15 protein-coding genes and 1 pseudogene are annotated in these 23,250 nt (G+C 27.8%); all 16 read right to left on the reverse strand.

Annotated features, from left to right (window positions below):
- Positions 1-147: 147 nt before the first annotated feature.
- Positions 148-1,671: a recombinase family protein gene (locus ABID14_RS02945; protein ID WP_354367037.1), complete on the reverse strand. Its 1,524-nt coding sequence runs from the start codon at positions 1,669-1,671 to the stop codon at positions 148-150.
- Positions 1,664-3,406 (reverse strand): recombinase family protein, encoded by a 1,743-nt coding sequence (locus tag ABID14_RS02950; RefSeq protein ID WP_354367039.1) that lies wholly within the window; start codon positions 3,404-3,406, stop codon positions 1,664-1,666. Before ABID14_RS02950 ends, ABID14_RS02945 begins: the two co-directional genes overlap by 8 nt.
- Positions 3,399-5,117 carry a recombinase family protein gene (locus tag ABID14_RS02955; protein ID WP_354367041.1) on the reverse strand — a complete coding sequence of 573 codons (1,719 nt, stop codon included), beginning with the start codon at positions 5,115-5,117 and terminating at the stop codon, positions 3,399-3,401. The genes ABID14_RS02950 and ABID14_RS02955 overlap by 8 nt, the downstream gene beginning before the upstream one ends.
- 98 nt (positions 5,118-5,215) lie before the next feature.
- On the reverse strand, positions 5,216-5,383 hold the full coding sequence (locus ABID14_RS02960) for a hypothetical protein (RefSeq protein WP_000332792.1): 168 nt from the start codon (positions 5,381-5,383) through the stop codon (positions 5,216-5,218).
- Positions 5,384-5,797: 414 nt separating this feature from the next.
- Complete coding sequence (locus ABID14_RS02965) at positions 5,798-6,208, reverse strand: RNA polymerase sigma factor (RefSeq protein WP_005956601.1); 411 nt, start codon at positions 6,206-6,208, stop codon at positions 5,798-5,800.
- 238 nt (positions 6,209-6,446) lie between these two features.
- Positions 6,447-7,811 carry an MATE family efflux transporter gene (locus tag ABID14_RS02970; protein WP_101603786.1) on the reverse strand — a complete coding sequence of 455 codons (1,365 nt, stop codon included), beginning with the start codon at positions 7,809-7,811 and terminating at the stop codon, positions 6,447-6,449.
- An 84-nt stretch (positions 7,812-7,895) separates the two neighbouring features.
- Entirely contained in the window at positions 7,896-9,638 is a 1,743-nt protein-coding gene (locus tag ABID14_RS02975; RefSeq protein WP_049690789.1) for an ABC transporter ATP-binding protein, read from the reverse strand.
- Between the two features lies 1 nt (position 9,639).
- Entirely contained in the window at positions 9,640-11,352 is a 1,713-nt protein-coding gene (locus ABID14_RS02980; protein WP_049690788.1) for an ABC transporter ATP-binding protein, read from the reverse strand.
- Positions 11,353-11,355: 3 nt separating this feature from the next.
- Positions 11,356-12,771 carry an ABC transporter ATP-binding protein gene (locus tag ABID14_RS02985; RefSeq protein ID WP_049690787.1) on the reverse strand — a complete coding sequence of 472 codons (1,416 nt, stop codon included), beginning with the start codon at positions 12,769-12,771 and terminating at the stop codon, positions 11,356-11,358.
- Between the two features lie 12 nt (positions 12,772-12,783).
- Positions 12,784-13,470, reverse strand: a complete 687-nt coding sequence (locus tag ABID14_RS02990; RefSeq protein WP_000398547.1) for an energy-coupling factor transporter transmembrane component T family protein — start codon at positions 13,468-13,470, stop codon at positions 12,784-12,786.
- Complete coding sequence (locus tag ABID14_RS02995; RefSeq protein ID WP_049690786.1) at positions 13,471-14,064, reverse strand: MptD family putative ECF transporter S component; 594 nt, start codon at positions 14,062-14,064, stop codon at positions 13,471-13,473.
- Between the two features lie 171 nt (positions 14,065-14,235).
- Positions 14,236-14,634, reverse strand: coding sequence for a hypothetical protein (locus ABID14_RS03000; protein WP_354367047.1), 399 nt, complete (start codon positions 14,632-14,634; stop codon positions 14,236-14,238).
- A 60-nt stretch (positions 14,635-14,694) separates the two neighbouring features.
- Positions 14,695-14,847 (reverse strand): annotated as a pseudogene (locus ABID14_RS03005) (TetR/AcrR family transcriptional regulator); the annotation flags it as partial.
- Between the two features lie 110 nt (positions 14,848-14,957).
- Positions 14,958-15,614 (reverse strand): hypothetical protein, encoded by a 657-nt coding sequence (locus ABID14_RS03010; protein WP_354367049.1) that lies wholly within the window; start codon positions 15,612-15,614, stop codon positions 14,958-14,960.
- Between the two features lie 23 nt (positions 15,615-15,637).
- Positions 15,638-17,809 carry a class I SAM-dependent methyltransferase gene (locus ABID14_RS03015; protein WP_354367050.1) on the reverse strand — a complete coding sequence of 724 codons (2,172 nt, stop codon included), beginning with the start codon at positions 17,807-17,809 and terminating at the stop codon, positions 15,638-15,640.
- 67 nt (positions 17,810-17,876) lie between these two features.
- Positions 17,877-23,249 (reverse strand): AMP-binding protein, encoded by a 5,373-nt coding sequence (locus ABID14_RS03020; RefSeq protein ID WP_354367052.1) that lies wholly within the window; start codon positions 23,247-23,249, stop codon positions 17,877-17,879.
- Position 23,250 lies beyond the last annotated feature (1 nt).

Genomic DNA, 23,250 nt, shown 5'->3' on the forward strand with positions numbered 1-23,250 from the left:
TATTCTAAATTTTAATAAATTTCTCCTCGCTCATATTTGTATTATACCACATTTAGCAAATAAATAGTATCTCCACTATTGACATAGTAGTCATTTTATGATATAGAAATTTTCGTTTATATTTTGTTACAACTTCAACTATACAAACTAATACTTCTCCATAATTTGTATTTCTCCACTTCTTGATACAATTATTTTATCAATTTTATTGTCTACATAAGCCTTCAATAAATTTTCTTCGTCTAAGACTGTAATATCCGTTGCTTTCTCTGAATTGACTATATATGATTGAAACTCATCAAGTCTATTTTCTAGCAATACCTTTTTATCTTGGATTAGAGTTTTTTCATTTAAATACTCCTCTTTTGAAATATTTTTCCTTTTATAGTTTTCATAGATGATTTGTAAATTACTGTTTAATATGGATATTTCCTTTAGAATCTCTTCTTTCACATTCTTGTGTTCTATGACTTTCTCTTCATTTAATGTGTTTTGAATCTTAAAATCTTTTAATTTGGGTTTTATAAGTTCAATAATATCTTTCTCTTTGATATTGTTTGGTGTTTTCTCAGCTTTACATAAATTACAATAATAACTTTTATACTTGTATATTTTATCTGAATTTTTCTTTTGTCTAATATCACTGCGAAAACTCATATGTCTACCACATTCTTTACAAAAAATCTTATCAGAAAAAATAGAACAATTTTTATTTCCTGTATATCCTCCAAAACTTCTTTTTTCTTTTATTTTCTTTACCTCATCAAATACTTCTCTTGAAATAATCGCTTCATGGGTATTTGGAAGTATTTTCCACTCCTCTTCAGGAAGTAAAATTCTTTTTCTTCCACCTATTTTTGTTTCTTTGAATTTATTATATACATAATCTCCTGTATATAGTTCGTTCCTTGTAATCTGTGAGATAGCTGCGTTTGTCCAAACTCTTTTCTTTACCTCACTTCCAGTAATTAAATTTCCAGTATAATCAGAAAGTTTCAGTTCTTCTTTTCGTTCAGAGCGTGTAATATAACCTTTTTCATTAAATATATTAGCTACTTGAATACACGAATATCCTTTTAGCAATAAATCAAAAGCTTCTTTAACTATAAAAGCTGTTTTTTCATCAATGATGATACTATGTTTATCTTTAGGATCTTTAATATATCCAAAAGGTGCTGCCCAATTTATATTTTTCCCCTGCGATTTAATTTGCCTAATAGAACTTCTTACCTTTTCAGATAATTCCTTACTGAATAAATCATAATACAATGTCTTAAACTGTGTATCTGTATCTAAGCCATTACCTTGTTCTTTTAAAGAATCATAGTTGTCATTAATAGCAATAAATCGTATTTTTAGAAATGGTAATATATTGCTTAAGTAATCCCCAAGCAAAATATAATCTCTTGAAAACCTAGACATATCTTTTACAATTATAGTTCCTACTTTACCACTCTTTATATCCTCAATAAGCCTTAAAAATGAAGGTCTATTTGTATTAGTGGCAGAATATCCATCATCTACATATTCTTCTATTTCACAACTTTTTAAAGATGATTCATTTTGAATGTAGCTTTTTATATAATCTCTTTGATTTGCTATACTTTCACTTTCATCTACTTTGTGATAATCTTCTTCAGAAAGTCTTAAATATATAGCTATCTTATTCATGCTCTACCTCCAACTGCTTTCCCACATCTTTATCAAGTTTAAACTTAAAATATATGGTAACCTGCTTATACTCTGATATTTCTATATGGCTAATTAATGTATCGACCAATTCTTTATCAACTTCTATGCTTTTAGCATCCAAGCAGCAAAATAGTACATCTATAAATTCTATAATTTCTCTTTTTTTCTTTTTTATATTTCTTATTCTTTCATCAAAAACTTTTAATTCATTTTTTAAGGTTTTTATTTGATTATTTATTTTTTTACTTTCTATTTTAAAATCACTTAAAAGAACCTCTCCTTTAACATAGTTTTCATATTGTTCTTGTAAATTGATCCTAAGAGAAGCAATCTTTTTATTATTTACATCTGTTTTTAGAGAAACTTGATTTATCTTTTCAGCACTTATATTTTCTAAATATATTTTTAGTCGTAATCTTTTATCCTTTTTATAAAAGCTTGAAACCAGTCTTTTTAAGGTATCTACTAAAATTTTGTCGAGGTCTGTCTCATATATTCTGACATGAGATTTTTCTAATTTTAATCTGTCTCCACCTTTACAATAATAACAATAGCAAATCTCATCATGATATTTCAGTCCTCGTGGTCCATATTGTTTTTTCAAATTTCTACCACAAACACTGCACTGTATTAGGTCGTCATACTTTCCTTCTTTTTTATGATCTCTTTGAATTTTTACTCCAACATTTTCTTTTCCGTCTTTTATTATGTTTTTCAGTGAATGGTAAGGTAGATAGTTTTGTTTTTTCTCCTTTATCTCTCTGATATTTTCAAATGTAGTTTTGTCTATTAACCCTTTGTGGGTGTTCTCTGTTATAATCCACTCTTCTTTATCACGAAACTTACTTTTCCTACTTGGATCATGTCTATTTGAGTATACTCTTTGAATCAAATTCCCAATATATACTTCATCAGAAAGCATTTTTGATATATAAGAAATATCCCATTGTTTTGTATCTTCTTTATCCTTAAAAATTTTACCTGTTCTTTTATATTCATCAGGTGTCGTATATGTTTTAGTCAATTCTCTTGCTATTTGCATATTGGATTTACCTTGACTTGCCATATAAAAGATAAGTCTTACTACATCTGCTGCCTTTTCGTCCATCACCAGAACTCTTTTTCCATCAATTTTATCAACCTTATAGCCATACGGAGCCATCGCTCCTATAAAAGACCCTTGTTTCATTTTTATTTCTTTAGAGGCTTTTATTTTCTTTGAAATATCTTTTGCGTATAAATCATTGAAGATATTTTTTATTGCTATTTCATAACTCTGATCTGATTTTATACCGTCTTTAGTATCCAGATTATCATTTACGGAAATAAATCGAACTCCCAAAAATGGAAATACTTTTTCGATATAGTTTGCGATTTCTAAATACTCTCTACCAAACCTTGACATATCTTTTACTATGATACAATTTATCCTGCCTGTTCGAATATCTTCCATCATTTCAATAAATGCAGGTCTTTTAAAATTTGTTCCAGAATACTCATAGTCCTTGTACACTCTTAAAATCTTTATATCTTTTTCGTTTGCAGCTTTTATGCAAAGTTCTTCCTGCATTTCAAGTGAATTACTTTTATCCCTGTAAGCTTCCTTTCTTTCCTGTGATAATCTAACATAAATACCGGCAATGTATATTTTTTCAATCACTTTTACAACTTCTGTTTCTGATTGTGATATATGCCTATTTTTTGTTCTAGCCATAGCATACCTCACTTTCAGCGCTTACAAGACTTTTATTCATAACAGTGGGTATAGTTTTTGACTTCCTGCTTTTATCGATACTTTTCTTTTTTATGGTGTTAGATTTAATATCAGGCTTATCCGTTTTTGTCATTTCTTCAAGTAAAGACAATTCTTCGGTATGATTAAACCTAACATCTATCGTCTTATCTTCAGAAATAAAAATTTTATCAATAAGCATCACAACAGACAATCTATCTATTTCAGATAAATTTTTATACTTGTTAATGTCTATAATCCAACTCTTATTTTTGTCAATCTTCTCCTTAGTATATTCCTGTTTTTTCAATCTATACTCGATACTTTCATCTAATTTAGTCAGTTTCTCTGTATAGTTTTTTCTAAAAAGTTGATATTCTTCTTTACTAATAACATCTTCTTTTAGGTCAAGGTATAGGGAAGATAAGAGTTCTTCTGTCATTGCTTTTTCTCGTTTTAGTATAGGAATTTGATTGTCTTTCAAATTTTTATTTATATCTATACGCTGAACTTTAGAATATAGGTTTTCATTAAATTCAATGTAGGACTTCATTACTTTAGATACTGCTTTTATCAAGGTTTCTTCTTTTATGCTGTGTCTTGTGCAAGATTTTTCCTTGTTGTACTTTGAACAGATATAGAATATCTCTTCTCTTTTTTTATACTTTACAGTCCTTCTAATCAAAGAACTTCCACATTCTTTACAAAAAAGCATTCCTGTAAAAATATCAATTTTGTCCTTTCCACGAGAGTTATTCAAATCTCTTTTTAACATAGTATTTGCAATAGTAAAAACTTCTTTACTTATAATTGATTCATGGGTATTTTCTACTCTTATCCATTCTTCTTTCTCTTTTTCTATCTGCTTTTTATTTTTGTAACTTAAAGTAACACTCTTTCCTTGTAAGGTATTTCCAATATATACTTCATTTTCTATAATTCTATTTACTGTCTTTGCTGACCAATTTCCACCTTTTGTATTTTGAAATCCATTACACTTAAATCCTTGACTTTCTTTATATTTTCTTGGAGTTAAAACTCCTAAATGATTTAGTTCATCTGCAATTGCCTTTGAGGAATATCCCAAGAGTTTCATATCAAATATATTTTTGACAATATCCGATATCTCTTTATCAATCACTAACTTGTTCTTATTCTCCTCAGACTTTTTATAACCATAAGGTGCAAAAGCACTGATAAAGTCTCCTTTTTCTCTTTTTATCTTCTGAGAGCTTTTTACCTTATTGGAAATATCTCGGCAATAACTGTCATTAATGAAATTTTTTATAGGAAGTATAAGATGTGTATCGTTTATATCTGCACTTTTACTATCGTAATTGTCATTTACTGATATAAATCTTATACCATTTTCCGGAAATATTCTTTGAATATATTTTCCAGCTTCTATATAATCTCTTCCGAATCTTGATAAGTCCTTTACAATAATTGTATTGAACTTTCTATCATAGGCAGCCTTTATCATTTCTTTAAAATTGGGACGATCAAAATTTGCACCTGAATACCCATCATCCACATACTCTTTGACAATTGTAATTTGATTTTTTCTTGCATAAGAGTCTATAATTTCTCTTTGATTGGATATAGAGTTACTTTCTGTTTTTTCGCCATCTTCTTTTGATAATCTTAAATACATAACTGCCAAATTTTCTTTTGCTAAATTGTTTTTAAACATAAAAAAGCCTCCTTTAGTTCAATTTACATACAATAAATCAAACCAAGGTTAGGCTTCCACAAAAATATTATAACGCTCCTTATATTTTTTGTCAGCCCCTAATAGACAGAAAATTTTTCTTTGATGTATTCCTCTACTAAATTTTCTAAGCTAAATCCATTTTCATTAAATTTAACTTCTATGTTCCAACCATCAATTTGATTTATCATCTGTTTATCTTTTTTATCTGTTTTCATTTCTGTATTTATATTATGTTCATCACACATAATATCTTCTCCTTATATTTAAATTTTTTAGTTTTTTGACATTAACAGGCGTGTAGGTCACGACATTGGAATTTCACCACCGCCCCTTTTCAAGATGAGCCGGCAACAACTGTAGAAGTATCATTATCCCCATTTGCTTCAATGCATCAGTTTCCTAGGCTGAATATATAATTTCTTTTTGTCGCTCGTTTTCTTTTATCCTTCTTTTAACTAGAGTATTTATTTAAACCGAAATCCTTATCAGCAGAAAAGTTATGGCGAAGAAATTATAAAGCTCCACAAATGGTTAATGTCCTGTCTTGGTCTATTCAGTTGTCAAGGTTCAAATTTCTATTAATTTCTTTTTTATATAAAAGAGGACAAAATTCCCCTTCACTTTATAAAGGAAAATTTGCCCTCTTTGGTAACCATAATTTATAGTTCTTCTATAAATTTCTTTAGTTTTTCTAAAATTTTATCTCGTCTTTTAATTAAAGTTGGATGTGAGATATTTTTAGTCTTTGCTACTGCACGAAGTGTTTCATCATTGAAATATAATCTTTCTATGATTTCCCGTTCATCCTTATTTAACTTTGACATTGCATTTCTTAGTGCTTCAATCATCATTTGTGTAGCTACAACTTTTTCAACATCAACATTTTTATCTTCTAGATTATCTTCAAAATTCCCATCGTGATTTAGGGACGAAAAAAATAGCAAGTGGTTTTTCTTGTCCACCTGCTCTAAATATTTTTCGTGTTCTCTTTCTTGCCAATAGACTTTGTATATCTGCTCACTTACTTTGATTTTTTGTCCACCGACATAAAGGTAATATTCTTTTGTCATTTATATTTCCTCCATTCTTTTTTTGTCTTTATGTTTTCAGACAAAAAAAGGAGGACTCCTGCTCTTGGGCATGGTTAGTCCTCTAGAATGAAAGAAACTATTTCTAATAGTAATTTTATTTAATTTTTTAACTGAGTTATCTAACTTGTAAACAGCGTAAACCAAAGAAAAAAGGTAAATGTAATTTAATTATATTTATTTGCATATTTCCCTCCATTCTTTTAAATAAACCTACTTATTATTCATTACTTGAATTTTTCAAACTAATTTTATCCATCCTATTTAATTCCCCAAACATCATTACTACACCAGCTATTATCATAATTAAATCTACAAGGGGTTCTGCAAACCATACTGCTTTAACTCCAAATATCATTGGTAAAATAATCATGGCAGGTACGAATAAAAATAACTGTCTTAGCATTACTATTATGCCGGCTTTTTTTGCGTTTCCTATTGATTGGAAGAATGTTATAGTCATTACCATTACTCCATATAGGATAAAGATAGAATAAAATAATCTAAAGTTCCCTATCCCTTGAGTTATAATACTTTCTTCTACTCCAAATAAGGAAAGTATATTCTTTGAAAATGCTAATGCTGGTATCCAAAATATTGATGCAAGAACTAATCCTCCGATAGAAAATACCTTCATTGCTTGCCTTACTCTGTCATATTGCTTTGCTCCGAAGTTTGTTCCGACAACAGGCTGCAATCCTTGACTCATTCCCCAAAGTGGAATGAATGAAAAGGCATATATTCTAAGTGTTGCTGCCATCAAGATAGCATTTGTATCTCCGCCATATTTAAATGACATTTTATATAGCATTGTTTGTTGAATCATAAATAAAATTTGCATCATCATAGCAGATGACCCTACGCCAAACATTTCTTTTTTTATTTCCTGATCAGGTTTGATTTTATTTATTTTTACTGCTTTACTTTTATATTTGAAGTAATGGAGTGTTATTATCGCTTGAACGAATTGTGCTGTAATAGTTGCAAGTGCAGCCCCTTCTATTGCGTATTTTCCCATTAATTTCATTAGAATTGGATCAAGAATTATGTTTAAAAAAGCCCCTAGCCCCATAATTAGCATTGCTTTTTTCATTAATCCTTCTCCACGCATAACCATGTTTGCTGATTGAGTAAAGTTTACAAATAAAGAACCAATAAAAATTACTCGTAAATATCTGATACCATATTCTTTAATTTCTCCACTTGCTCCAACCATATCTAAAAAATGTGGTGCAAGTAAAATTCCGCCTATTGTAATAATTGATGAGAATAGAATAACCCAAAAGATTAAATTCCCCATAATTTTATCAACTGTTTTTTGGTCGCCCTTTCCTATAGCTCTTGATAAAACCGATGCTGAACCTACACCTATGAGTGTAGATACTCCACTATTAAAAAAGGTAAGTGGCATAGCTACACCACAAGCTGTCATTGCAGTTTGTCCTATAATATTTCCTGCAAAAATTCCATCCATTAGTGGATAAAGACCTATTACTATCATTCCTATTACAGCAGGGACAGATAATTGAAAAAGTAAATCTATGGGTCTTTTTGTTAATAATTGTTCTTTCATATCTTGTTTCATAAAATCATCCTCCTTTTTTCATATTCTTAAAATCCAAACCACTTGTAGGTTCGTCAAAAATTAAGATTGATCTATTACTCAAATTTAAATCTTCCACTTATCAGATTGTTTTCTGATTTCAATAAAATCCTTATATATTCCATGTTTAGATGCAAGTTCACTATGTGTTCCTACTTGTTTTATAACACCATCTTTTAAAACAACTATCTGATCTGCATTTTTTACAGTAGAAAGCTTGTGTGCAATTACAATAACGGTTTTGCCTTTTAATAAGTTTTTCAAAGCAATCAATAATTCTTTTTCATTTTCTGGATCTACGCTCGAAGTTGCCTCATCAAGAACTACAAACCTACTCTGTTTTAACATGGCTCTTGCAATAGAAATTCGTTGACGCTCACCACCCGATAGATTTGAACCCCCTTCTTGCAAAACAGTTTCATAAGCTTGTGGCAATTTCATAATAAAATCATGGCACTGAGCTTTTTTGGCAATATCTATCATTTCTTCATCTGTTGCATTTGGATTACCAAACTTAATATTGTTTTTTATGGTATCATCAAAAAGATACACGTCTTGAAAAACAAAGCTAAAATTTGAAAGCAATTCATCATACTTGTACTGTTTAATATTTAGATTTCCAACTTTTACTTCGCCAGAATTTACATCCCAAAACCTCGCCATTAAATTGCAAAGTGTTGTTTTACCACTTCCTGAAAATCCAACAAGAGCAGTAGTTTTCCCATCTGGAACAAGCATACTTATATTATTGAAAAGATTTTCTTTTCCATAAGAAAATGAAATATTGTTCATTGATATTTCTGCTTTATCTACTTCTGTCATTTCACCTTCTTCAATTACAGGCAAATTTCTTAAATTTATAACAGTATTAAGATTTCGTACGGCAACACCCTTAATACTCTGCATACTTCCTGCTAATTCAAATCCAGAAAAAACAACAAAACTCATAACAATTAATATAATAGCTTTAGTAACTTCAATATCCCCTGATAAATATCTTATTATAGAACTAAAAATTATCACACAAATACCAAGTTTAAATACTAACAAGAATAAAAACTGTGTTGGAACTAAAATTTTTTCTACAGCAAGGAAACCTTTGCGACTTTTTGTAATACTTTCGTTTAGTTCCTTAACTGTATTTTGATCTTTTCCAAATGCTTTAGTTATTCCTATCCCATTTACATACTCAAGCATTTTTTCACTTAAATCCAATTTAAGTCCTAACAATCTCTCTGTTAGTTGATCTGTGCTTTTTTGTGTGAATAAGTTTACTAAGGTTCCAACAATCAAAGTCAACAATATAATTATAGCTGTTGCAAAATCATAAGGTAGTATGAAAATAACCATAATTAGTGTCTGTATTGTACCTACAAGCATTTGCTCAATAATAAAAACTCCTATTGTTTCAAGTTCACCTATAACAGTTGACAATGCTCCTGCTATATTCCCTAAAGAATTTGTGCTGAAATATCCCATGTTTACATTTTTTAAACGATCACCAATATATAATCTATTTTCTGCTCCTAAATTGTACGAAGCAATATATTTGTTTTTATCAGCCAGATATCCAAATATAATTTTCCCCACCAAACTTATAGCTGCAATAATAAAAACAATATACACATCTTTCATTAAAATGCTTTGGTTCGTAAATATATTTTCACAAATTTTGGTCAAACATAATAGAATTGCGCCTAAAGAAACTCCTTCAAATACTCCCTTAAATACATCAAAAATGAGCATTTTTGTTATTTTATTTGAATATGACCCTGACACCTCATATAAAGTTTTTATCAATTCTCTCACTTTATATCACCTCGATTTCTTTAGATTCTGTATATACATCCCACATTTTTTTGTATCTCCCATTTAACTCGAGTAATTGTTTATGAGTACCTTCTTCAATTACTTCTCCATTATCCACCACAATTATTTTATTTGCATTTACAATTGTAGATAACCTGTGAGCTACCATAATCACTGTTTTATCTTTAATTAACTTATCAATAGACTGTTGAATAACTGATTCATTGTCAGGATCAGAATATGCTGTTGCTTCATCAAGTAGTACAATAGGACTATTCTTTAAAAAACACCTAGCTATTGCAATTCTTTGCTTTTCTCCTCCAGAAAGATTTGCTCCTCCCTTCCCTACAATAGTTTGATATCCATTTGGTAGACCCTTTATAAAATTATAGCAACTCGCTTTTTCACAAGCCTCTTTAATTTCATCCATACTCGCATCTTCCTTCGCCATCTTTAAATTTTCTAATATTGTTTTATTAAAAAGAAAGTTTTCTTGCGACACATAGCTAACAAGCTCCATATTCTGTTTTAAAGGCAATTCGTTCAAATTTGTTTTTCCAATTAAAATTTCTCCATTAGAAACATTCCAAAATCCTGCGATTAGTTTTGTAATAGTAGACTTTCCACTACCTGAATTTCCAACGATTGCAGTTAACTCATTTTCATTTGCTTTAAACGAAATATTATTTAATACATTCTTTGACTCTTCATATGCAAATGTAACATCTTTAAACTCTACATCATAAGATTTTATATCTCTTACTTCTTCTCCTCTTTTTAAGTTAGGAATTTCCATTATTTTTTTTATTTCTTCAAATACAACTTTTATATTTGCTATTGTTTCCATATGACTCATAGCTTTTATTAATGGTTTATATGAAGCATATGATAGCAATATACACATGATAAGAGTCCCTACTTCAACACTACCCTTCATAAAGAAATACAAGGAAGCTGGTAAAACGAATACCATAGTTGACGGGATAGTTTCCATAGTTGCTGTCATTGAAAAACAAACACTCAAATACCAATCAAGCATTGCGTTCTTATTCTCTTCAACAGTCTTTCTAAATTTCCCAAATGATGATGCTGATTTATTAAATGCTTTTATAACTTTAATACCATTTACATATTCAACCATTGTCGTATTCATAGCTTTAGCTGCTTCTTGGTATCTTTTAGATTTTTCTTCATAACCTCGCATCATTAACATTGAGAACAATAATCCCAATGGAATTGTAAGTAAATTTGCAATTCCTATTCTCCAGTCCATTATAAAAATTGTTATGATCAATACTATAGGAATGAATATATTAGCAATAACTTCTGGAATCACATGAGCAATCGGTTTTTCCATTTTATCAAGTGTTTCCACCATAAATTGAGACCACTGTCCGCTGCTTTTTCTTTCAACTTCTCCCATAGAAATTTTACTTAATTTGTCAGCTAATAACTTTCTTTTATCTTCAATAATCCTGTAGGCAAGATTATGAGAAATAATAGTAGATATTTCATGAAATAATATACTTGCCATAAATCCCAGAAATATAGCAAAAATATATGGATAATAATTATTTAAATTTGTATTTTTTGCAACCAAGTTATTAATAATGGCTGCTACAGAAAAATAAGGTATTACACCAAATCCTACTCCTATTATCGCAATGAATACAGCTGCGAAAATCTTGCTTTTATGTCCCTTTAAAATATCCATCTTTTACCTTCTTTCATAAAATCTTTTTATTCTGCCATCGCAAATCTCCAATAATTTATTACATGTACTATCAATCAATTCATTATCATGCGTAACAATAAATATAATTTTATTATTTGAAAATTCTTTAATGACTTTGCTTATTTCGAGCATATTTGTATAATCAAGTCCACTCGTTGGTTCGTCCAAAATAATAATTTCTCTATCCATTAACATCCCCAATGCTACAGAAAGTCTCTGCATTTGACCTCCTGATAAGCACATAGGATGACGATTATCTAATTTTTTAAGATCTAATTTTTCTAGAATATTATCTATTTGCTTTTCATCTATTTTAGAATCAAATAAACTAAATTCATCTCTTACAGATTCAGAAAAAAACTGGTGAATTACATCTTGCATAACCATATAACAAAGTTCTCTTCGTTTTTTATATTTTATGGGACTTCCTTTATAGTTTATTTTTCCTTCGTTTTCTTTCAACAGTCCACATAAAATTCTCATTAATGTTGTTTTTCCTTGACCATTTTTACCAGTTATTGCAATAATATCTCCCTTGTTTCCGGAAATATTTATCTTATCTAAAATTTTTTGTTTCTTATTTTCATATTCTAAATTTGAAACTACAAAGTCATCAGATTCACAAAATGTGACAGGATTTGTAAAATCATCATTTTTCTTTCTTACAAAAGTTCTAAGTCCCAGTTTCTTTCGTGATTCGTCAGTAATTGAAGAAAATTCCACATTTGAAAAAACATATTTTATTTTTCCGTCTTGTAAATAAATAGCTCTATCAATTAAATCCATTAAATAATAGAGTCTATGTTCAGAAATAATAATTGTCTTGCCCTGAGCTTTAAGATTTATAAGCATCTCTCTTATTCTTTCAATGCCATACTCATCAATATTTGCAGAAGGTTCATCAAACACATATACATCTGGATTGGTAACATAAATAGATGCAATAGCAAGTAATTGTTTTTCTCCACCTGACATCATAAAAACATTTCTGTTTTTTAATCTTTCAATTCCCAAATCACGTACCACTTTAAAAACTTGTCTTTTTATTTTATCAGGGTTTTCACCTAAATTTTCTAATCCAAATGTTAGTTCACTATCTGAATCTAAATTAAAAAACTGTGTTTTGGGGTTTTGAAAAATTGTTCCCACTTTTTCAGAAATTTCATATATCTTCATTTGTTTTGTGTTTATCCCATTTATAAAAATATTTCCTAATAAATTTCCCTCTAAAAAATGAGGAATCAATCCATTGATTAATTTTGTTATAGTTGTTTTCCCAGAACCAGATTTTCCGCATAATAAGATAACTTCTCCTTGATTAATCTTTATTGAAATTTTCTTTAACTGTTCTTCTAAGCTTCTCTTATAGGAATATGAAGCTTCATTTATATTAATCATGTTTCGTACCTCTTATAAAAATAACTTGAACTTTAAATTAAAGAACATCAGAATGCATAATAGAATAATTATTAGATCCCAAATGTTAAATCCTGCATCATCCATAAAAGTCTTTCTTGCAGGATTTTCTATCCCTCTTACTGTAATAGCCTGAGCTAATTCATCTGCGGTATTAGAAGCTGTAACTATTAATGATATTAGTCCTAATTGTATCTTTTTAAATCCAGTCACGCCTCTTATTTTTATTGCATCTGAGATTAATATTTTTTCTTCTCTTAAAGATGGAAAATATCTGATGCCTATTGCTAGAGAAATAATTAGGCTTTTTGGAAAATGCATCATTTTTAAGGCATACATAATATTTCGTATAGGATTAGTTTTTACAAGAATTTGACCAACTAAAAAAATCGGTATTAACTTAGGAGCATGAATCACCAATAATCCAAAATGTGCTGATATGACATCTGGTAGAATCGGCAAAACAAAATATTTCAATCCCTGTAATAATACAAACATAGATAATGCCTTTAAAGATATTTTAACAAGTCCCATAAATAAGGCTATAATAGCAACAATTAAAAGAATAAAAAAATCTAATTTTAAGCTATTATTTGCAAAGCTAATAATACTAACTGAAATCAAAAAAATGATTTCAGTTAGTGGATTTAGCTTTATAATGCCTCTTACAATACCCTCCATTTACATAATTCCAGCTTTCTCAAAACGTTTTTTGAACATTGTTTTACCTATATATGCACCAATGACTCCTCCAATAAATGCAGTAATGATCATCCCGATAAGTGTTGGAATTGAAATTAAAGTTTGTAATTTATTTACATATTCTGGACTCATTCCCATTTTAATAATAGACTTCATATAAGATTCTTGGAACAACCACATAGGCAATGGTGAGCCAATCAACCCAATGCAAATCAATCCTGAAGATACTATTACGCTTTTTTGACTTTTATATCCCAAAATTTTTCTAGTAATTTCTGCTAAAACCCCTGCAATAACGCAAGTTATGACAATTGTAAAAGTGCATTCTCCTATAGCAAAATATATAATCCCTGTAATTGCTATCAAAAGTAAAGCCGTTCCTGGTTTTGGCACCTTAGAGACCAACAACATGTAAATAAAATTACATATTATGCCTGTCATTGCTGGCCATAATAACCAAAGTATCGGAGAAAACACAGGAATAAACATTACCGCCATGGATAACGCCATATAAATCACTGAAAAAATGCCGATGTTAACTAAATCTTTTGTTTTTAATTTTGATTCATTCATTTGAATACCTCCATTTAAATTTTTATATTTATTTACCAGTTACAATATGATTGATTCAAAATAATCTTTACTGGTAAATTTTTCTTATTTTTGTTTACTTTCCATAAAACGCAGAAAATCGGGATTAACCCGATTTCAAAATTTATTATTTTTTAATTTTATATTATGTTTTCATTTAATAATCCTCCTCCAACCAAAATTCATTGCTGCCTCCATCATATCGATAAAATTTAAGGCTTCATTATATGGATACCTATGTGTGATTACCTCAAATAAAGGCGTACATGCCATTGTATAAAGAACATGAAGTTCATCATCATTCAAATCATTTACTTCTATTTTTTTTTCTTTAAGAACCTCAATTAATTTCTTAGCACCCTGCACTTCGAGATTCACTAAATCATGACGAATTGATTCAAATTCCGTACCCTGAGAACAGTTAAACAGAAGATTAACTATAGGATCGTTTTGGTAAATAAATTCCAATAATTCCCTATTATTATCATCAGATTTTTCTCCAAAAGCTTGTAAACCATTTACTTTAATTTCTTCAATCGCTTGATTTGTCAATTCTTTACTTCTTCTGTATAAGTGATTAAGTGTAGGACTTACAAGTACCTTAAAAATTTCTTCTTTAGACTTAAAATGTTTATATATTGCACCAGGTGTAATTCCTGCGTTTCTAGCAATAGTACGAATAGAAGCCTCTTCGAATCCATGTTCTGTAAACTCGCTTTTTGCACTTTTTAATATTTTCTCTATTGTAACATCTTTGTCTCTCAGTAAGTTTCACCTCCCAAATTAAGATAACACCGTTTACTATATTTTAGCATAAAGAAGCTAATGAAGTCAACAATCACTATCAATTACATTTTTTTATGATAACATATTATTTAATTATCTATAAATTCTATTGTTAGGTCCGCTACTAGTTTCCATTCTGGATCAAGCATACAATCATGACACACATCGTCTAAAACAACGATTTTTGATTTATACAACTTAGCTGATTCCATTACTGATTCTCCGAGTAAACAATTGTCATTTTTAGAATATATGGTTAATATTGGAACATTAAATTCTATTTTTTTAATTGAGGAATAAATAACAGGCAACATTCTTATGCTTAGAGGTTCCTTATTCATTTTATCAATATACTTTTTAGCGTTATTAACTCTTCCAGAAAAAAAGAATTCTTCCCTTGTCAACTTAATATAATTCTTATTAGTAAAGAATAAATTTTTAATCCTGTTTTCAATTGGAAATGGCATTAAAAAAACCATTGATTTCGGCACACAATCTTTATAAGTTTTTAAAAATTCATTTATAAACAAATTACCCATAGAATGTGTTATAAAAATAAACTCTGTATCAATTTTTTTAATATTTTCCCTTAATATTTTCATAGAATCTTTTAAATTTTTAGCTTCTTTTGATAATGCATGCACATGTAAATTGTATCCTTTTTCCTTAAAGTATGGTATAAAATGTTCATTCCAGCACCATTCATAATGAAAAGCTCCACATACTAAAATAATTGTTTCTTTCATGACTACTTATTTATCTCCTCTTTTTATATTTTAACAACAAATAATTGTTGCCCAAATTCATACAAGGCGTGTGTATTTTTAGGATAAGTAAGAATTTGTTTTTTATCAAATGTATCCTTTAATAAATCAAGCCATTCTAATCTATTTAAAAATGTTCTATTTTTCTCTAGCCTAATATCTGTTGGTTTTGTCATCATAAAAACTTGTGAAACAAGCATTTCAGGAGGTTCTTTAACTGGTTCTGCAATTAATATAAGACTATCTTTTTTTACAGTATTATATATCTCTCTCAATACTGTATTTAATTTTCCAGAATTATTTAATACACCTACAGCTATCACTATATCAAAAGTTTCCTTTCCTAACTTTTCCATATCTTTATCTATATCAATCTTTTCATATTCGATGTTACTAACTACATTTTCATATTTGCTTTTTGCACACTGGATAAAAAAATTCGATATATCTGTATATTTATATAATACTTCATCAATCAAATTTTCATCTATTAATCTTTTTAATACGCTATCTGTAGTAGCTCCTATTCCAGCTCCTATTTCTAAAATTTTTATCTTATTAATTCCACTAGAATATTTTTTTACATAATCAGATATAGTTATTGCTACTAAGTCATTAATATATCTATATACCATGTTGTTCTTATATAATGCCTTTGCATATTTCAGGTCTCCCCCAGGAAATAATATAGAATTACATTTTTTCTTTCCATCAAATAATTCTTGTAAATATTTTATATTTTGATTTATATAATCTATAGACAACGGATCTCCTAATTTCCAATCCCATAAGTTCTTTGCATCTTCATAATATCTATCAATGTTATTTTTATTCACGACTTTACGCAAATAACAATTATTATTTTCTAGATGTATAAATTCATTTTCGAATAATATATTTAACCATCTTAATATAATATTTTTATTTCTACTATTAAAGTTTTTTTCAATAATCTCATTTATATTATATTTGCGATTACAATCAATAAAAACACCATTATTTTGAAAAAACAATATCATGGACAAACATATATACATATTTATCGATTCTAAAAATTTATTTACATGAACATGATCTATAAATGAGTACCTTCTTTCAACATCTTGTATACAATGAATATTCATTAAATTAGGTGTTTCATACAACCACTCATTTTTTTCTAAATTTGAGGATAAATATGAGTTTTGTTTTATTGTAAGGTCATCTTTTAAATCAAACTTTCTTACTAAATATTCAAATTCATCAAATAATTGAACATCTTTAATAATCTCGTGTACCTTTGGCAAATATTTTCTTCCATCATTCTTCATATTATTTAAAAAAGTGATCTGTTTTTTTACCAAAAGTAATAATTCATCATTTAAATCTGTTTTATTTTCGACTGTAAAAGATGTTTTTAAATTTAGTAGTTGTTCTGCATTGTATAAATTTATATTTATGTTATCTTTATCAAAAAATAAATTTCTTCTATTTTCCCAGATAATTATATTTTTAAAAATTTCTAAAATCAAACTACCATCTTCAAATACAAACTCCAATTTATTTTCATAGTATTTGCATCTGTTATTAATATTTATAGGATCATATACTTTAAAGCAAAATGTTATTTCCGATATTTTCCCACTAATGGTAATAAATTCATCATGACTAAATGTTTTTATTTCAAAACAAAAATTCTCATTAAGGCTTGACTTAATAATTTTAAAAATAGAAAATAACATATCTTTAGATATAAACGAATCAATATATATTATTTTTTGTTCTTGCATTATTTGTTTCGCTTTTCTTATGAACATTTTTGAAATTTCTGTTTCTTCATATAAATTTCTAATAAGATAGTAACAGTTTTTACTTTTTATTTCCTTTAAATATTTTATTGTATCTTTTTTACTTTTAGGAATTTCTTCAATTACGTTTATTCCTCTATTTAATAGATAGCGAACAATATCTACATCTCTATTAATTTCAGAATTAAATGGAACATATGCAAGTTTAGTATTATTAGGGATATTTTTTATATTTGTAAAAAGTGGCAAATTATTAAAATATGCATCTCTAATTGTTGTCTTAGAATTAACTTCAAAAATTCCTGATATTTCAATTATATCTTTTAATTTAAATAAAGATTCTACAATAAAATTTCCTGATACTTTTCCACAAATAATTGTTTCTATCATTTTTTCACCCCCCACAAAACGATATACTTTCTTTTTTAAATATTTATTATAATATATACTTTATTCTCTATATTTCGCTCGACATATTTTCATTTAACATATTTGCTAAAACTTTTGAGTTTGACTTTTCTTGTACTGAACTATAATGATTGCCTGGTATATAAAATTTTCTAATATCGCCAATAATTATATTCTTCCAATTTTCAGCTAGGATATTAAAGTGCTTATATGCCCCAACATTATCTTTTGCTATATAGTAATCTATATCCCCAAAATATATTTCAGGCATAAATTTTTGAGCATTAAATGACTTTATGAAAATTTTATACATATCTAAAAAAGATTTTTTTGTAATTGAATTTCCCTTATTTTTTACTAAATTATAATATAATTCAAATCTTTCTTGTTGAGATAAAGAATTTAATTTTTTTACATAAAGTATATCTTCTTCGAATCGCATTTTACTCAATATATTATTAACCGTCATTGCATTCTCATAATTATTATCCATATTAGAAAATGCTATATCTAATATATTTGTTTCTTTAAATCCTATATCTGAAATTTCAATATTAAATGCTTGTAAGAAATTAAATTCCAATAATAATTCATCATAATTATAATTTAACAAGCTTCCACCTTCTATAACTGCTAAATTATCTACTAAAATTCCCGCTTCTAATAATCTCCTAGAAACTTCTATTGCAACTACCCCGCTAAAGCTATATCCTATTATTTGAACATTTGTTGGAGAAAATTTTTGTATTTCTTTATAATACTCATTTGCCAATTTTTCAACTAATTCATCTGAATTTATATCTAGATACTTACCTATATCTGATACACCCATCAATAATATATCTCCTTTATTTTGAGAACATAATTCCATTGCTAAATTTTTTAAATTTTCAAGATTTCCAAAAGCTCCATGTAATATAACTCTTAATCTTTTATCCTCGATGGCTGCACTATATTTTTTTGAGTATATAAATTCATCATTAGAAATATTATGCTCTGTAGCGTTTCCGCCTTTCAATAACTCAGAAATCCTATAAAAAGTTGGTTCATCTATTAATTCTCTAAGTATAGATTCAAATGTGCTACTTGATTCAATGCTTTTTATAATTTCAGCTGCTATTTGAGCTAAAATCAATGAATCAGCTCCACATTCATATAAATTCTTATTTAAATTTAATTCTTCTTCATCTAAAAATTTAGCACAAATATTCAATACTTCTTTTGGTATAGATGTTTTTTTTGAATTAAAATTAATAGATTCATTTTCTGCACATCTCAAATAATCCGTTTCATATGAAAAATTTTTCTTTATGTCAACTATACCATTTGAAGTCAATTTGAATTTTTCTAAAAAAGTTATTTTGTCAGGCATCAAATCAATAGGCAAACATATCTTAAGATTATTATATATTTTCTCTCTATTGATAAAAGAATAATCACTTTTAAACTGTTTTATAAACAAAACCATTCCTAATTTCTCTATAACAGATTCTTCTCTTGGTAAAGTAAAGATTTTTTCATTATTTTCATATAATATATTTTTCCATTCTTCTATTGATAAGAAAAATTTGTTTTTCCTTAATGAATCTAATGGTTTTTCCATCATAAATACTTGAGATGCAATTATCCACGGTTCATTACGTATAGGCTCAGAAAATAGTAAGTATCCCTTAGGCGCACATATATTTCTTATATAATTTAAACTACTTACAACATCTTTAGCATTTTCTAAAACATAAGCGCCAATTATTATATCAAAATAATTGTATTCTATTCCTATTTTTATAGGATCTTCATTAATGTCCAATTGATAGATCTTAACATTTTTATTATCTTCAAACTTCTTTTTAGCTTTAGATAAAAAATATTTCTTTCCATCTGTAAAATGATATTCATAATCTACACCATTTAATAAATCTATTATTTTTTCAGATGTTGCCCCAGTTCCGGCACCTATTTCTAAAATTCTTATTTTCCTATGATTATTATTTTTAATATACTCATTAATAAAATTACAGTAAAAATTATTAATAACAATAGAATTTATACTTGTATTATACATTGCATCAGTGTAAATATCAGAACCCTCAGGATATAATATATTTACTGGATCAATCTTCCCATTTAAAATTTCTACTAAATTATCCGTGCTGTCTTTGACATACTTTAAGTACTTCAAACTATTATCATTTTTAACATCCCATTTTAAAAAAACTTTTGTCCATAAATTAGCAATATCATCATATGTCAAAATAGACTGAATTTTATAATCTCCATTTTCAGCATATATTATATTTTTTTCTATCAATTGATATAACCATCTGTCAATTATCCAATTATATTTATTATCATTTAATTTCCTTTTTCTTTTATATAAGTCAGAATTTGGTTCTTTTTTTAATATGTCTGTATCTATCATTGCATTTAGTATAGCATTTAAACATATTTTATCTCTTATATCGCATAATTCCCTATATTTCTTACTAAATAAGTATTCCTTATTTTTAATATCTATACCCTCATTATTATTAAATAAAGTTTCATAATGCGAATCTAATTTATCATCTCTGTCTTCTCTAGCAATTGTTACTACTGATTCAATAGGAAATTCTTTTTTATTTTCATTTACCATTACAATAGCATTTGAAATTACTTTTTGCTTAATTAAAGCATTTTTTATCTCCTCAAGTTCTATTCTATTGCCTCTTATTTTTACCTGAGTATCTTCCGTACCTAAAAATTCTATTTCTCCACTTGATAAATAGCGACCCAAATCTCCAGTAGAATAAAGTCTGATCTGCTTTAGAGGATGAATAAAGAACTTTTCTTCTGTTAACTTTTTATCTCCTAAATACCCTTCCGCCAAGCCACTACCAGCTATATATAAATTACCTTCGCAATAAACTGGACAATCTTCAAAATTTTTATCTAATACATAAATTTGTTGATTAGTGAGCGGTTTCCCATACGGAATGCTTTTCCATCCCTTTTTAATACCTTTATATTCATGATAGTTAGACCATATAGAGGCTTCTGTAGCACCTCCCAATACTATTATTTTAGATTCTACAAAAGTTTTTTGCACCGCATTAGGCATATTTAAAGGAATCCAATCTCTTGATAGCAATATTAGTTTAATAAAATTTTGTTTTTTTGATAAATTTTCTAAATAATTTAAATATAGTTTCATTAATTCTGGTACCATATTTAATATAGACACAGAATTTTCTTCAATCAATTTATCCCAATGAGCAGGATTTAAATACTCACTTTCATCAGGATATACAATAGTTCCTCCAACTGATAGCATTCCAAAAATATCATAAACAGATAAGTCAAAATCTAATTTTGATATTCTTAATATGCAATCTCTCTCAGATATTTCAAATTTTTGATTTATATCATATATAGTATTAAATACTGCACCATGATTTATTACAGCACCTTTTGGATTTTCAGTAGTCTCTGACGTAAACATGATATAAGCTGCATCAGTCGAATTGATATGTTCTATATTAAACATATTTATCAAATCTAACCTATAATTTACATCATCAATGTTCACAAAATTTCTTTGTCTGCTATCATAACAACTGCCATTCGTCAAAATAACTTTACAATTACATTGTTTTAAAATATTTTCTAATCTTTTTTCTTCTATATTAAAATCTACTGGAACATATATAGCTCCTACCATAAGTATTCCAAGAATAGTATAAACTTGACTTTTATTATGTGGTAGTTTTACAATTATATGCTCACCTTTTTTTACATTTTTTTCTTTCAATGCTAAAGCTATAGATACAGACTTATTATATAATTCTTTATAAGAAATTGAGCCTCTGGAGTCTATAATAGCCGCCTTATCTGGATAAGATTTTACTTTTTCTATAAAATCTTCTAATAATGTCTTATTATTAATTTTTTTATTTGTAGCATTAACTTTTTCTCTAATTTCACGTTGCCACTTAGGTAGATCAATTTCAAGACGTTTCTCCCAAAATTCTTCATTGTTCGATAAATTTATTAAAATCTTCTTAAACTCACTAAACATATCCTCCAACATATCATCTTCAAATATTCCTTCACGAACATCCCAATTAACCTGTAAACCTAATTCAGTATCCATAGCTTGACAATCAATAAATACTTGCGGTGTTTGAGATATTCCATACACATATCTTCCTATCAACCTCTTTTTAATTAACCCTATTGCACTTGTAAATACATACGGCGCTAAAAATTCTTTGGAATTATGCAGTTTAGCAATATCTCTTAATATATTAACTCCAGGATATGCACTATTATCTATTGAGCTGAATAATTCTTTATTAACTTCTCTTGCTAACTCTGAAAAAGATTCTTTTATGTTTTTTATCGAAATTACCGATGTATTTGTAAAATCTCCTACTAAATATTCTATATTTTCCCCTAAATTTTTCTTGTTAAATAAAGTTAAATTTATAAGAAATTCTTTTTCTGTACTCCATTTTTTTAGTACTTCACTATATACAGTCAATACTGATGCTGTCGGTGTTAAAGCATGGTTTTGAGCTAAAATTTTAAATTTATCCCACATATCCTTATCTAATGTTAAAGACAATCTTTTAAACTTACAAACGTCCGTTTCTTTTAGCGTTTTTAAAGGTATTACTGGAGATGTCTTTAATTTTCTAGTCTTTTGACTCCAATATGCTTTCGCATTCTTGTATTCCGAGTTTTCTTTTGTCTTTTCTTCACTTATTATATAATTCCTAAATGATATCTTAGATTGTCTATCATTCTCTATTCCTTTAAAATACTTCATCTCAAACTCTAATAAAAGTTGCCATATACTTGACCAATCACATATCATAAAATCCATCGAAAAGTGTAAAATTGATTTTTCTCCATAATTTGATACTCCAATATCAAACATCGGCCATTTTTCTAATTGATAAACTTTATCCTCTAACTGTTCTCTAATAGATATCCTATCTCCAGTAACAACCTCATATTCTGGAACTTTTTGTAGTATTTTTTGATATCCTTCTTTAAATATAACTGCCCTCAGCATTTCATGTTTATTTATCAAGTAATTCCATGTATCTTGTACTTTTGAAACGTCTAAATTATCATATAAAAATTCTTGATAAATGTGACAAGATACATTTCCATATGAATGTAAGTCATCTCTTCCATAAAGATATGATGTCTGAACTGGAGATAATGGAAATGGTGCATAATCATCTTTAACATCATATTTATTCTCAAGTTTTTTAATGTATTCTTTAAGTCCCTCTTTATTTAATTTTAATTCCATTAAAATATCTTCATCTAACTGACCATTTATGGATTTATATTTTAACTTTTCACCATCAACATACAACTCAATACCTTGCTTAGAATATTTTTCAATTATTTCTTTATAACCGTTCTCCATT

This window comes from Peptoniphilus olsenii (assembly GCF_040545475.1).
In the GTDB taxonomy this organism is placed as follows: Bacteria; Bacillota; Clostridia; order Tissierellales; family Peptoniphilaceae; genus Peptoniphilus_A; species Peptoniphilus_A olsenii.

Coding starts and splice junctions, on each gene's coding strand:
- ABID14_RS02990 (WP_000398547.1), bottom strand. CDS start 13,470: ATGGAGGGTATTGTAAGAGGCATTATAAAGCTAAATCCACTAACTGAA.
- ABID14_RS02955 (WP_354367041.1), bottom strand. CDS start 5,117: ATGTTTAAAAACAATTTAGCAAAAGAAAATTTGGCAGTTATGTATTTA.
- ABID14_RS02945 (WP_354367037.1), bottom strand. CDS start 1,671: ATGAATAAGATAGCTATATATTTAAGACTTTCTGAAGAAGATTATCAC.
- ABID14_RS03020 (WP_354367052.1), bottom strand. CDS start 23,249: ATGGAGAACGGTTATAAAGAAATAATTGAAAAATATTCTAAGCAAGGT.
- ABID14_RS03010 (WP_354367049.1), bottom strand. CDS start 15,614: ATGAAAGAAACAATTATTTTAGTATGTGGAGCTTTTCATTATGAATGG.
- ABID14_RS02950 (WP_354367039.1), bottom strand. CDS start 3,406: ATGGCTAGAACAAAAAATAGGCATATATCACAATCAGAAACAGAAGTT.
- ABID14_RS02960 (WP_000332792.1), bottom strand. CDS start 5,383: ATGTGTGATGAACATAATATAAATACAGAAATGAAAACAGATAAAAAA.
- ABID14_RS02995 (WP_049690786.1), bottom strand. CDS start 14,064: ATGAATGAATCAAAATTAAAAACAAAAGATTTAGTTAACATCGGCATT.
- ABID14_RS02965 (WP_005956601.1), bottom strand. CDS start 6,208: ATGACAAAAGAATATTACCTTTATGTCGGTGGACAAAAAATCAAAGTA.
- ABID14_RS02980 (WP_049690788.1), bottom strand. CDS start 11,352: ATGGATATTTTAAAGGGACATAAAAGCAAGATTTTCGCAGCTGTATTC.
- ABID14_RS02970 (WP_101603786.1), bottom strand. CDS start 7,811: ATGAAACAAGATATGAAAGAACAATTATTAACAAAAAGACCCATAGAT.
- ABID14_RS03015 (WP_354367050.1), bottom strand. CDS start 17,809: ATGATAGAAACAATTATTTGTGGAAAAGTATCAGGAAATTTTATTGTA.
- ABID14_RS02985 (WP_049690787.1), bottom strand. CDS start 12,771: ATGATTAATATAAATGAAGCTTCATATTCCTATAAGAGAAGCTTAGAA.